This is a genomic window from Bacteroides sp. A1C1, from assembly GCF_004328515.1.
GTDB lineage: Bacteria > Bacteroidota > Bacteroidia > Bacteroidales > Bacteroidaceae > Bacteroides > Bacteroides uniformis.
Genome location: NZ_CP036491.1, coordinates 2,185,136 through 2,198,407, shown reverse-complemented (window position 1 = coordinate 2,198,407; position 13,272 = coordinate 2,185,136). Strand labels below are relative to the sequence as shown.

At 40.6% G+C, this 13,272-nt stretch carries 8 protein-coding genes; 6 read left to right on the top strand and 2 right to left on the bottom strand.

What is annotated here, in order from left to right:
* The first annotated feature begins 13 nt into the window (after positions 1 to 13).
* From EYA81_RS09020 to EYA81_RS09010, 3 genes are read left to right on the top strand one after another with little or no spacing between them, the layout of a single operon-like run.
* Positions 14 to 3,088, top strand: coding sequence for a TonB-dependent receptor (locus tag EYA81_RS09020; RefSeq protein WP_131225652.1), 3,075 nt, complete (start codon positions 14 to 16; stop codon positions 3,086 to 3,088).
* Positions 3,089 to 3,100: 12 nt separating this feature from the next.
* Positions 3,101 to 4,648: a RagB/SusD family nutrient uptake outer membrane protein gene (locus EYA81_RS09015; protein ID WP_117599923.1), complete on the top strand. Its 1,548-nt coding sequence runs from the start codon at positions 3,101 to 3,103 to the stop codon at positions 4,646 to 4,648.
* A gap of 28 nt (positions 4,649 to 4,676) precedes the next feature.
* Positions 4,677 to 6,179, top strand: a complete 1,503-nt coding sequence (locus EYA81_RS09010; RefSeq protein ID WP_117599924.1) for a glycoside hydrolase family 172 protein — start codon at positions 4,677 to 4,679, stop codon at positions 6,177 to 6,179.
* Positions 6,180 to 6,282: 103 nt separating this feature from the next.
* Here the strand turns inward: EYA81_RS09010 and EYA81_RS09005 are convergent, their stop codons facing one another.
* Complete coding sequence (locus EYA81_RS09005) at positions 6,283 to 7,161, bottom strand: DMT family transporter (protein ID WP_117599925.1); 879 nt, start codon at positions 7,159 to 7,161, stop codon at positions 6,283 to 6,285.
* 351 nt (positions 7,162 to 7,512) lie between these two features.
* Here EYA81_RS09005 and leuS point away from each other — a divergent pair, with 351 nt between their 5' ends.
* From leuS to EYA81_RS08990, 3 genes are read left to right on the top strand one after another with little or no spacing between them, the layout of a single operon-like run.
* Complete coding sequence (leuS, locus tag EYA81_RS09000; RefSeq protein WP_117599926.1) at positions 7,513 to 10,350, top strand: leucine--tRNA ligase; 2,838 nt, start codon at positions 7,513 to 7,515, stop codon at positions 10,348 to 10,350.
* A gap of 5 nt (positions 10,351 to 10,355) precedes the next feature.
* Positions 10,356 to 11,258: a YitT family protein gene (locus tag EYA81_RS08995; RefSeq protein ID WP_117599927.1), complete on the top strand. Its 903-nt coding sequence runs from the start codon at positions 10,356 to 10,358 to the stop codon at positions 11,256 to 11,258.
* Positions 11,259 to 11,295: 37 nt separating this feature from the next.
* Positions 11,296 to 11,874, top strand: a complete 579-nt coding sequence (locus tag EYA81_RS08990) for a non-canonical purine NTP diphosphatase (protein ID WP_016272207.1) — start codon at positions 11,296 to 11,298, stop codon at positions 11,872 to 11,874.
* Positions 11,875 to 11,967: 93 nt separating this feature from the next.
* Here EYA81_RS08990 and nadA read toward each other — a convergent pair whose 3' ends face one another.
* Positions 11,968 to 12,906 (bottom strand): quinolinate synthase NadA, encoded by a 939-nt coding sequence (nadA, locus tag EYA81_RS08985; protein ID WP_117599928.1) that lies wholly within the window; start codon positions 12,904 to 12,906, stop codon positions 11,968 to 11,970.
* Positions 12,907 to 13,272: the final 366 nt, after the last annotated feature.

Below are 13,272 nucleotides of genomic sequence, written 5' to 3'. Positions count from 1 at the left end.
ATACTCACTCATTATGATATCAATATACAAAAGCAGATATTCAGCAATAATATTATTTGCTATTTGCCTCATAATGGAAATTCCATTATGGGCACAACAAAAAGCCATACAAGGTACTGTCAAAGATATAGAAGGTAATCCAATGCCTGGAGTTACCATTATGGTAGACGGAACCAACATTGGTACAATAACCAATACAGATGGAAAATACTCTATAAATATACCGGAGAAAAGAAAATCACTTACTTTTTCTTTTTTAGGTTATATTTCTCAGACGCTAGATATAGTCGGACAACAGACAATCAACGTCGTCTTGAAAGAAGATTTAATGAAAATAGAAGAAGTAGTAGTAATTGGCTATGGGCAACAAAAAAAATCTGATTTATCAGGAGCCATTGTCAACGTAGGGGTAGACAAATTGGAAGATGTAGCCTCACCTAACCTTGTATCCGCACTTGGAGGTCGTTTAGCCGGTGTATATGTTCAGCAAAACGGAGGAGGTCCAAATCCTACGACATCTATCCGAATAAGAGGTACAGGAACTCTGAATGACAATAATCCTCTAATTGTCATCGACGACATTATCGGTGCAGATTTGGAATCGGTTAATCCTACAGATATTGAAACCATGACAGTTCTTAAAGATGCTTCAGCAGCAGCCATCTACGGTTCAAGAGCTGCAAGTGGAGTCGTACTCATCAAAACCAAAAGAGGTAGAAGTGGAATGAGACCTACCGTAAAATTTGATGCATATTATGGTTTCTCTGCACGTTCTAAAAAGTTAGATATGTTATCAGCTTCACAACTGGCCACAATATACAATGAAGCAAGTGACAACGATAATACTCCAAGATTGGAAGAATTTGCAAATCCTTCTGCCATGAAAGATGTCACCGATTGGCAAGATGAAGTATTCAGAACAGCCTCTATGCAAAGTTATAATGTATCATTGACTGGAGGAGGAGAAAACAATAACTACAATTTAGGTTTTACTGCCCAAGATAATGATGGTATTCTAAGAAATACCTATAATAAAAGATATACATTACGAATCAACTCGGACTATAAATTAGGGAAAAAGTTCAAATTCGGTGAGAGTATCAATTTAAGTTTCAAACAAAGGAGAGGTGTAGATACCCGTGGAGATAATGTTGGAGCTATGATTCAAACATTAGCTTATCACCCTGATGTTCCAGTATACAACGAAGATGGCACCTATCATGGTGTATTCTCTTCGAACTACGGTGATTTAAGAAATCCGGTCGGAATATTTGAAAGAAATACTCAAAGAAACAGATTTTTTCAATTAGAAGGGAATGCTTACCTACAATATGAGATATTACCAGGATTTTCTGCCAAGGTCAGTGGTTCGCTGAAAGTTATCGATAATGATACAAAAACATTTAATGTAAAAGAACCAGAACCGGGAAAACCCAATTTAGTAAATGGATTAACCATGTTCAGAGCCATTAATATCGGTTGGATTGGAGAAGGATTCCTCTACTATGACAAAAGCTTCCAACAACATAAAATCAATGCCATGATGGGATTCTCTGCCATGAAAAATACGGGAGAAGACCTTTCCGCTTCCAAAAGCGGCTTTGATTTTGAGTATCCCACTTTTCAATACTTAAATGCCGGAACACTTAATCCTGTATGTTATGGCGGATACGGTGAAGACGGATTAGTCTCTGGATTATTAAGGTTGAATTATTCATATGCCGACAAATACATCGTTGCATTGAATATGAGAACAGACGGCTCCTCCAAATTTGCCAAAGGAAACAGATGGGGATATTTTCCCTCTTTCTCCGCTGCATGGAGAATGACACAAGAAAAATTCATGAATAACATTTCATGGCTCGATGACTTAAAATTAAGAGTCAGCTATGGCAGTCTAGGCAACCAATCCGTGGCATCTTATGCTTATATGGCCACCTACACTACTTCACTTCCGGATGGAAGATACACTTTCGGCCCAGGTACTCAAACCTTGTACCAAGGTTATTATGCAGGTGTAATGGCCAATCCAGATTTGAAATGGGAGACAACCACTCAGACTAATGTCGGAATTGACGCAGCCTTACTAAAAAACAAACTATTGCTGACTTTAGACTACTATGACAAGCGTACAAAAGACATCCTTATCAATCCTCCTGCTTTAGGAGCATATGGAAGTATAGGTAACCAATTAATAAACGGTGCAACTGTACACAACAAAGGATTTGAGGCAACAATCACATACAGAGACCAAATAAGAGATTTCTCATACGACGTTTCCTTCAATATTTCATCCTATAAAAATAAAGTAGTCTCATTAGGAAATGATGCTCAACCTATCTATGGACCTAAATTCAGGGACGCTTATTCCATTACCCGAACAGATGTGGGCAATCCCATCGGATACTTCTATGGGTATAAGACCGATGGTATCTTCAAATCAGAAGAAGAAGTAAAGACATATACTAATTCAAAAGGAGAACTGTATCAACCATTGGCTAAACCTGGTGACTTCAGATATGCAGATATCAATAATGATGGTGTGTTGGATTCTGATGACAGAACTAATCTCGGGGATGCAATTCCTGATTTTTGTTATGGATTGAATCTCGATTTGGGATATAAGAATTTTGACCTGAACATATTTATGCAGGGTGTTCAAGGTACTCAAATATGGAATGCTATCCGCTATACATTCGGTTTCACAGGATTAAAGTATAATTATTTTTCCGAAATTATGGGTAGATGGACTCCAGACAATGTGAATGCAACAGTACCACGGGCTACTTGGATGGATCCTAATAATAATAAAAGACCTTCGGACTATTATCTTGAAGACGGTTCTTATTTAAGAATGAAAAATATATCATTAGGATATACTATTCCCAAAGCATTGACCCGTAAAGTCGGTCTAGAAAAAATCCGTTTCTATATCTCAGCACAAAATCTATTTACCATCACCTCCTATTCCGGATACGACCCCGAATTAGGCATAGACACAGTAGGTGCTGATTTGGAAAGTAATGTAGATAGAGGACAATATCCTCAATCCAAGTCTTATTCATTCGGTGTAAATCTTGTTTTTTAAACTTATATAATTATGAAAAAAGATATTTATATAGCATATGTATTCCTTGGAATGACACTTATAGGATGTGATAACATATTAGACTCAACTCCAGCTGTAACCATCAGTGAAGATTTATTCTGGCAGACAGAAGATGATGCGGAAAAAGCCATTATCGGAGTTTATGGTCCTTTAATGGACGAATATTATTTTGCTGGACATACCGAACCGGTATGGGATGTACAAAGTGATGATTTATACCGAGCTGGAGACTGGGGAGACGATGCTCAACTCGAAACATTCAATGCTAATCCTGAACAAGGAGAACTTTTTGGACGTGGGTGGAAATTAAAATTCGAAGGAATAAAGAGAGCTAATGATGTTTTGAGAAATGTCCCTTCTATGTCCATTGATGATAAAAAAAAGAATGAGATATTGGGACAAGCATATTTTATGCGGGCTTTTCATTACTCAAGGCTGATGTTAATACATGGGGGACTGCCTCTCTATGATGAAAATCTACCAATCAGCGAATACAACAAACCACGAGCAACTCATGCCGAAACTTATGACTTTATAGAAAAAGATTTAGAAAAAGCAGCAGAACTTCTGCCGTTGTCATGGCCGGACACTGACTTGGGAAAACCAACCAAAGCCTCTGCTTGGGGACTTCTCTGCCGCTTTTATCTATATGAAGAAAAGTATCAAGAGGTAATAAATACAGCAAACAAAATCTTTGAACATAAGGACATATATAGTTTAATGACAAACTATGGTGACAATTTCCTAGTCGAAAAAAGAAATGAAAAAGAAGTACTATTTGCCGTAAAAATGATGACTATGGCAGACAGTCCCGCTTGGCCATTCAATCTTTACTTCTACCCACATGCTTTCGGAGGTTGGAATTTTTTCCATCCAGAACAATCGCTGGTAGATGAATTCGAATATCTCGACGGAAGTCCAAGACGTAAAATCAAATTCCAAAAAGAAGATGCAGAAAATTGCAAATATATATTTACCGATAATGGAGAAATAGTAAATTGGCAGAAAGAATTTGCCAAAAGAGATCCTCGTCTAAGAGCAACAGTAGTTACTTGCGGAGAATCTTTCAACATGGATGGAACAATATATACATTTCCGGCAGGCGATACCATGACAGGCTATTGTTGTGGCAAATACATTGATCCCAACCATCATGCCGGTTTATGTAATCTTCACTACTGTATTGTAAGAATGTCCGATATTTATCTGATGAAAGCCGAAGCTCTGTTAAAACAGCAAGGTAATAGCAATGCAGAAATTGATGGTTTGGTAAATGAAGTAAGACGCCGTGTCGGTCTGTCCGATATATCCAATTGCACAATGGAGGATATCATTCACGAAAGACGTTGCGAATTTGCTACAGAAGGACTTAGGCACTATGATTTAATTAGATGGAAATTGGCTAAAACTGTATACGCTACCGACAATGGTCCTGATGGTCCAAGAACTTTCGTTGAAGGAAAACATGAATTACTTCCTATTCCTCAATCTGAAATAGATTTAAGCCAAGGAGTTCTGATACAGAATCCAGGGTATTAATTTAATTGTTGACTTTACAAATTCAGTTATGATAAAATCATTGAATGGCCGTTTTATAGTTTGGGGAGGAATAATCATGTATGTATTCCTTTCCTGCACTCCCATTGCAAAAAAGAGCTTTGACTATTCGTCTGAATTAGCATCCCTTTCCAGATTGGATTTATTACCAACCTTCCGTTCCAATTGTATAGTAGAACAAATATCCAGTTATGACAGAACCGGAGGAAATGATGATGGTTTCAATGGCACCTACTCCTATATCCGAAAGGAAGAAGGGAAATTGGTTATTGCAGACCTGAAAGGTCCAGGCATTATCAATAGAATATGGACTCCTACTCCCACTAATGACTCATTGGAATTTTATTTTGACGGAGAAAAGAATGCCAGTTTACGAATTTGTTTTCAAGACTTGTTCTCCAATAAACAATACCCATTTATAGAACCCATATGTGGGGAAGGAGTTGGAGGTTTTTATTATTATCTTCCTATACCATACAAAAAATCTTGCAAAATAGTTATGAATGATCCTTTGATGAAGTTTTATCAGATTCAATACCGCAATATGCCCGGATATGAAATAGAAAGCTTTTCTACCAATTTATCTCCAAAAGCAAAGAGTACATTGAAAAAAGTCTGTCAAACATGGAAGACTTTTGCAAAATCCGATATTAATACCTTTGCACAAGGAAAATCTGAAAATTATCAAGTAGAAGAGCTTTCTTTCTCTTTGTCCCCAGGCGAAGAAAAAGTTTTCTTCGAAACAAAGATTCCCGGACGAATACTCGGTTTTGAAATAAATAGTAATCAACCTTTTCAGAAAGATATATCGTTAAATGCAATATGGGATAAGGAAACAATTCCAGCTATAAATATTCCTTTGCAAGAGTTTTTTGGTTATTCTGCAGAAAAACCTTCCATGAATAGCATGATGATAGGCAGCGAATCAGGAAGACACTACTGTTTTATTCCTTGTCCATTTGACAGTACCGCTCAAATGAAATTATTGTACCGTGCAGGAAAAGAAGAAAGTATATCTATCTCCACAAAAGTATATTACAATACAGAGACAAGAGACAAACAGAGTGAAGGTAAACTATATGCTTTCTGGCATCGTGAAATCAATCCCAAAGAAGGGGAATATTATGATTTCCTCTCTATCAAAGGAAAAGGGCACTATATAGGCACCATTCATAATGCACAAGGTTTATATCCAGGTAATATGGTATTTTTTGAAGGAGATGATTCTACTTATGTAGATGGAAAGATGCGCATTCATGGAACCGGTTCCGAGGACTATTACAACGGAGGATGGTATGATTTGCCAGGAAAATGGAATGCGGCCAAGAGTCTTCCATTGCATGGTTGTCTTGATTATCATTTGGAAGCGGCACGTACAGGAGGATTTCGCTTCTACACTACTGATAAGCTTTCTTTTGAGAAAGAATTCCATATGGGAATAGAACACGGAATGGAAGGAAATACTCATCCTGTTGATTATTCTTCGGTTGCTTTTTACTATTTGAAAAAATAGTTTGTCTTTTATTATTCGGTTCTTTGAGATTCTTATAGCCACAGTTCATTTTCAATTGCCATTGACCAACTTCTGTGATTTATCAGAATTTTAAAGAACCGTTTCATTTTTTTCCTGCCCAATATACTCCTCCCAATATCAGCATCGCCCCCATCAAAGCAACTATAGTAAGCTGTTCGCCAAGCAGAAAAGCAGAACCTACCAGAGTGAAGAGAGGATTCAGATAAATATAGTTGGAAGCTCTTATTGTTCCCAGCTGTTTTAAGACTACGTTCCAGACTACAAAACAAATCAAGGAAGCCAATACACCCAGGAAAAGTAAATTGAACAAAATAACCGGCTCGAGAAGACGGACAATGTCGAAGTTCCAGGGATGAATCAGAAATGCAGGAAGAATAGTCAATACCCCATAAAAAAATATCTTACGGGTAATAAAAATTATACTGTAACGGTTGGACATTTTCCTCATTATTAAGCTATAGAATGCCCAAGAAAAAGCTGCAAGTAAAGTAAGGAAATCACCCAAAGGAGAAATCTTTAATACAAAACTACCATTATAAACCACCAATGCCACACCAACCAATGCCAATAAAGAACCGCCCATCAATCCACGGGTAGCCTTTTCCTTTTTATAAATCCACAAAGAAAGAATGGTCGTGAGCAATGGTGCCGTACAGACAATAAATGCCACATTCGTCGCCAATGTAATCCCCAAAGCTGTATTTTCCGTAAAAAAGTAAAATGAACCGCCTGCTATACCTCCTAAAAACAGCCAAGATTCATCTTTCCAATTATCAGCAAACAGTTTTCGGGGAGAAATAAACCAGATGCCCAGATAAGCTATCAGGAAACGAAGCAAGAATATTTCCTGCGGGGAAAGGCTATGCCCAATCAATACTTTCGTTGAAATAAAAGTCAGCCCCCAAATACCTACCGTAAGGACGGCGACAATATGATAAGTATAATTTTTCATTGCGTTCATACACTTCCGATAAGTTGCGCAAAGATACGACTTTCTTCTTCAACACAATAACGCGAAGGATGAAATCTTCCCAGACTTCATCCTTCGCTATATCCTAAAAATCTTTTAGTAAATATCCTATTGAATTAATTTAGCTATTATTTGTATTACAAACAAAAAATTAGTTTTAAAAGCACATCACAAATGTAAGTAATAAAAAGTGAATTATCAAGCCTTTGCCATTGTTTTTTATGTTACTTAGCTACAAATCTGAAAATAAACCCGTAACTTTGCACCGATATTAACCGGATACTAACCGGTTTTAACCATGGAATAAACAATGTTTTCAACAAAATATTAATAAATACCACTATGGAATACAATTTCAGGGAGATTGAAAAGAAATGGCAGAAAAGGTGGGTGGAAAACAAAACCTACCAAGTAACGGAAGACGAAACGAAAAAGAAATTCTATGTGCTGAACATGTTCCCCTACCCCTCCGGTGCGGGATTGCACGTAGGTCATCCGCTGGGATATATCGCTTCGGATATTTACGCCCGCTACAAACGACTGCAAGGTTTCAATGTACTGAATCCCATGGGATATGACGCTTACGGTCTTCCAGCAGAGCAATATGCCATACAAACGGGACAGCACCCTGCAATTACGACCGTCAACAATATCAACCGATACCGTGAACAGTTAGATAAGATAGGTTTCTCTTTCGATTGGAACCGCGAAATCCGTACCTGCGAACCGGAATATTACCATTGGACCCAATGGGCGTTCCTCAAGATGTTCAACAGTTACTACTGCAACGATAAAAAGCAGGCACGTCCTATCCAGGAACTGATTGAAGCATTCAGCCAAACCGGTACTGAAGGAATGAATGTGGCTTGTGGCGAGGAATTGAGTTTTACCGCCACAGAATGGAATGCCAAGAGTGAAAAAGAACAGCAGGAAATCCTGATGAACTACCGTATTGCCTATCTAGGCGAAACAATGGTTAACTGGTGTCCGCAACTTGGTACCGTACTTGCCAATGACGAAGTAATAGACGGTGTCAGTGAACGCGGCGGTTTCCCTGTCATCCAGAAGAAAATGCGCCAATGGTGTCTCCGTGTATCTGCCTATGCACAACGCTTATTGGATGGACTCGATACCATTGATTGGACCGAATCCTTGAAAGAAACCCAAAAAAACTGGATAGGACGCAGTGAAGGTGCGGAGATACAATTCAAAGTGAAAGACAGTGATTTGGAATTCACTATTTTCACTACCCGTGCAGATACCATGTTCGGTGTCACCTTCATGGTATTGGCTCCCGAAAGCGAACTGGTACCACAACTTACCACCGACATACAAAAAGATGAAGTAAACGCTTATCTGGAACGCACCAAAAAACGTACTGAACGCGAACGTATTACCGACCGTAGCGTTACCGGTGTATTCTCCGGAAGCTATGCCCTCAACCCCTTTACCGGTGAGGCAGTGCCCATCTGGATAAGCGACTATGTGCTTGCCGGATATGGTACGGGTGCCATCATGGCTGTGCCTGCACACGACAGCCGTGACTATGCTTTTGCCAAACACTTCGGCCTCGAAATCCGCCCGCTGGTAGAAGATTGCGATGTAAGCGAAGAAAGCTTCGATGCCAAGGAAGGTATTGTATGCAACTCTCCACGAGAAGGTGTTACTCCCTATTGTGACCTTTCATTGAACGGACTGACCATCAAAGAAGCGATTGCTGCTACCAAGAAATATGTGAAAGAGCACAATCTGGGACGTGTAAAGGTGAACTTCCGTCTGCGTGATGCCATTTTCTCACGTCAGCGCTATTGGGGCGAGCCGTTCCCGGTTTACTACAAGGATAACATGCCTTATATGATTGATGAAAGTGCCCTACCCCTGGAATTACCCGAAGTTGCCAAATTCCTGCCTACCGAAACCGGTGAACCTCCATTGGGACATGCCACAAAATGGGCTTGGGATATTGTGAACAAATGTGTTGTGGAAAACGAAAAGATAGACAACACCACCGTCTTCCCACTGGAACTCAATACTATGCCCGGATTTGCCGGTTCAAGCGCCTATTATCTGCGCTACATGGACCCACACAACAACCAGGCACTTGTGGATAAGAAAGTAGATGAATACTGGCACAATGTAGACCTTTACGTAGGCGGTACCGAACATGCAACTGGTCACTTGATATACTCCCGTTTCTGGAACAAATTCCTATACGACCTCGGCATCTCCGTAGCCGAAGAACCGTTCCAAAAGTTGGTGAATCAGGGCATGATTCAAGGACGAAGCAATTTTGTCTATCGCATCAAAGATACCAATACATTCGTGTCCCTAAATCTGAAAGACCAGTACGATACTACCCCACTCCACGTCGATGTGAATATCGTATCCAATGATGTTCTGGACCTTGAAGCTTTCAAAGCATGGCGTCCCGAATACGCAACTGCCGAGTTTATTCTGGAAGACGGCAAGTACATCTGTGGATGGGCTGTGGAAAAGATGAGTAAGTCCATGTTCAACGTTGTCAATCCCGATATGATTGTCGACAAATACGGTGCCGACACTCTCCGCATGTACGAAATGTTCCTCGGCCCGGTAGAACAATCAAAGCCATGGGATACAAACGGAATAGACGGTGTACACCGCTTCATCAAGAAGTTCTGGTCACTGTTCTACGACCGCAACGACAATTATCTGGTAACAGATGAACCTGCCACCAAGGAAGAACTGAAATCCCTCCACAAACTGATTAAGAAAGTGACGGGAGACATTGAGCAATTCTCTTACAACACAAGTATCAGTGCTTTCATGATTTGTGTAAACGAGTTGTTCGGGATGAAATGCAGCAAGAAGGAAATTCTGAACCAGTTCATCATCGTTCTGGCTCCCTTTGCTCCGCATGTATGCGAAGAATTGTGGGAGACTCTGGACAATGCAGGTTCTGTATGCGATGCCAAGTGGCCAGTATGCAACGAAGAATACCTGGTGGAAGATACGGTCAACTACACCATTTCCTTCAATGGAAAGGCACGGTTCAACATGGAATTCCCCGCAGATGCGGCATCGGATGCCATCCAGACTGCTGTATTGGCCGACGAACGCTCTGAAAAATGGATAGAAGGCAAGACCATTGCCAAAGTAATCGTAGTACCAAAGAAGATTGTGAACATCGTTGTTAAATAACAGATATGCAAATTACAAAACCAACCAAAGCGGAAGTGACGAGGGAACTGAAGGATTATATCTTCATCACTTTGGGGCTCATCAGCTATGCATTGGGATGGGCAGCTTTCCTCATCCCTTACCAGATTACGACCGGAGGTACTACCGGTATTGGTGCCATCATCTATTATGCCACTGGATTTCCCATCCAGTGGTCATACTTCATCATCAATGCCGTACTGATGACTTTTGCCATCAAGATACTCGGACCGAAGTTCAGTATCAAGACCACGTTTGCCATCTTCGGACTGACCTTTTTTCTATGGTTTTTCCAGCTGTTGGTGAATGGTCCCGATGGTGTCCCTCCCCAACTGCTGGGCGAAGGACAAGACTTCATGGCTTGTCTGATAGGTGCTGCAATGTGCGGTGCCGGCCTGGGCATCGTATTCAACTGCAACGGTAGCACGGGAGGTACGGATATTATTGCAGCCATCATCCACAAATACAAGGATGTCACACTGGGACGCATGATAATGGCCTGTGACTTCATCATCATCAGTTCCTGCTACGTGGTATTTCATGACTGGAGACGTGTGATATTTGGTTTTGTAACTTTGTTTGTCATCGGGTTTGTACTGGATTACATTGTCAATAGCACCCGGCAATCTGTTCAATTCTTTATTTTCTCCAAAGAATATGAAAGGATTGCCGATCGCATCACCAAAGAAACCCATCGCGGTGTAACGGTACTCGACGGTATCGGCTGGTACAGTAAACACAACGTGAAGGTACTGGTCGTACTTGCCTACAAACGCCAATCGGTAGAAATATTTCGGATGGTGAAAGATATAGACCCGAACGCTTTCATTTCCCAAAGTTCCGTCATCGGTGTATACGGAGAAGGTTTCGACCGGTTGAAAGTGAAATAGGGACTTGTATAAGCCACAAGTATAAGGAGAACATAATATGAGAAAGAAATTTGTATTTGCCACCAACAATTCACACAAACTGGAAGAAGTGACTGCCATTTTGGGAGAAAAGGTCGAACTTCTCAGCATGAAGGATATCAAATGCGATACTGACATTCCGGAAACTGCAGACACACTTGAAGGAAATGCTTTGCTGAAAGCAAAATATATCTTCGATAACTATCATCTGGACTGTTTTGCCGATGATACCGGTTTGGAAGTGGAGGCCCTTGGTGGGGCACCGGGTGTATATTCCGCCCGTTATGCCGGCGATGCACACAATTCGGAAGCAAACATGAAGAAGTTGCTGAAAGATATGGAGGGCATCGAGAACCGTAAGGCACAATTCCGTACCGTATTTGTACTTATCATCGACGGAAAGGAACATCTGTTTGAAGGCATCGTGAAAGGAGAAATCACGAAAAACAGAAAAGGCGCTTCAGGCTTCGGTTACGATCCCATATTCATTCCCGAAGGATATACGCAGACTTTTGCAGAAATGGGGAATGAACTGAAGAATAAAATCAGTCACCGGGCATTGGCCACTAACAAGTTGTGTAAGTTCTTAATGAGATAATGTTTTTAATGTGCTGATATGCTAATGTGCCAATGTGCTAATTGGCTGCGCTGTCACGCCGAAAGGTCATTGGCACATTGGCATATCAGCACATTATAACCCCAGTTGAGCCGATATTTCCAACATCCTCTTAATCGGTTTCACTGCTTTTTCTGCAATCTCAGCATCCACCTTTATTTCCGGTGATTCGTTTTTCAAACAATCATAAAGCTTTTCCAGTGTATTCAGCCGCATGTAACTGCATTCATTGCAGGCACAAGTGCTGTCGTTGGGAGGAGCCGGAATAAATGTTGTCTGCGGGCATTGTTTCTGCATCTCGTGCAGGATACCGCTTTCGGTAGCTACAATGTAGCTCTTTTCGGGATGTGCCACTGCGTACTTCAGCAAAGCTGCCGTAGAGCCTACCACATCAGCCAGTTTCAAGACTGTACTCTTGCATTCGGGATGTGCCAGTACCACCGCATCGGGATGCTGCCGTTTTATTTCAACAATCTTTTCAACCGAGAATTCCTCGTGTACATGGCATGCGCCATCCCATAATAACATATTTCTTCCGGTAATGGAGTTGATATAATTACCCAAGTTCCGGTCCGGGCCAAAGATTATTTTCTCATCTTTGGAGAAGCTTCCCACAATCTGCTTTGCATTGGTAGAAGTTACCACCACATCGGTCACCGCCTTTACGGCAGCCGTTGTGTTCACATAGGATATCACCGTATATCCGGGATGCTCTTTGACAAACTGACTGAATTTGTCTGCCGGACAACTGTCTGCCAACGAACAGCCTGCCGCCATATCGGGCACCAGTACCTTCTTGTCGGGACAAAGCACCTTCGCCGTTTCTCCCATGAAGTGCACACCGCACATCACGATGATGTCTGCCTCCGTCCGGGCCGCCCATTGCGCCAAAGCCAGACTGTCGCCCACGTAATCGGCTATATCTTGTATTTCACCTTTCTGGTAGTAGTGTCCCAGAATGATTGCGTTCTTCTCCTTCTTCAGCTGCTTGATAGCTTCTATAAGATTATCCATAATTATATTTTTTAATTTCTCTTTCTTCTTTAAAAATCCTTTGATAGTAATGATAGGCTGTTAACAGTGTGGACAAATAAATACGATTTTTCTTGCCTATGAAGTTATTAGTATCAAGCTGAATTTTACTCTTATGCTTATAAACCGGGGTTTTTAAGTTTATCCGTTGATAATAAGACTTCTGCTAAACAGCATTAACATGTTGTTAATAATATGCAAAGTTAATAACTTTAGAGTTATAAACCGATGAAACCAGGCTGAAAAATATGTTGAATGAAGCCTGGAAAATTCTCCTTAACTTTTTTGGTTTGTTCGTTTCACTGCTGTAATATGCAGACCTTTGAATAATGCAAGGATTATTTTTAA

Excerpts from the sequence above, each read along its gene's own strand:
- EYA81_RS09010 (WP_117599924.1), top strand. The coding sequence starts at position 4,677 with ATGATAAAATCATTGAATGGCCGTTTTATAGTTTGGGGAGGAATAATC.
- EYA81_RS09020 (WP_131225652.1), top strand. The coding sequence starts at position 14 with ATGATATCAATATACAAAAGCAGATATTCAGCAATAATATTATTTGCT.
- EYA81_RS08995 (WP_117599927.1), top strand. The coding sequence starts at position 10,356 with ATGCAAATTACAAAACCAACCAAAGCGGAAGTGACGAGGGAACTGAAG.
- EYA81_RS08990 (WP_016272207.1), top strand. The coding sequence starts at position 11,296 with ATGAGAAAGAAATTTGTATTTGCCACCAACAATTCACACAAACTGGAA.
- EYA81_RS09015 (WP_117599923.1), top strand. The coding sequence starts at position 3,101 with ATGAAAAAAGATATTTATATAGCATATGTATTCCTTGGAATGACACTT.
- leuS (WP_117599926.1), top strand. The coding sequence starts at position 7,513 with ATGGAATACAATTTCAGGGAGATTGAAAAGAAATGGCAGAAAAGGTGG.
- EYA81_RS09005 (WP_117599925.1), bottom strand. The coding sequence starts at position 7,161 with ATGAACGCAATGAAAAATTATACTTATCATATTGTCGCCGTCCTTACG.
- nadA (WP_117599928.1), bottom strand. The coding sequence starts at position 12,906 with ATGGATAATCTTATAGAAGCTATCAAGCAGCTGAAGAAGGAGAAGAAC.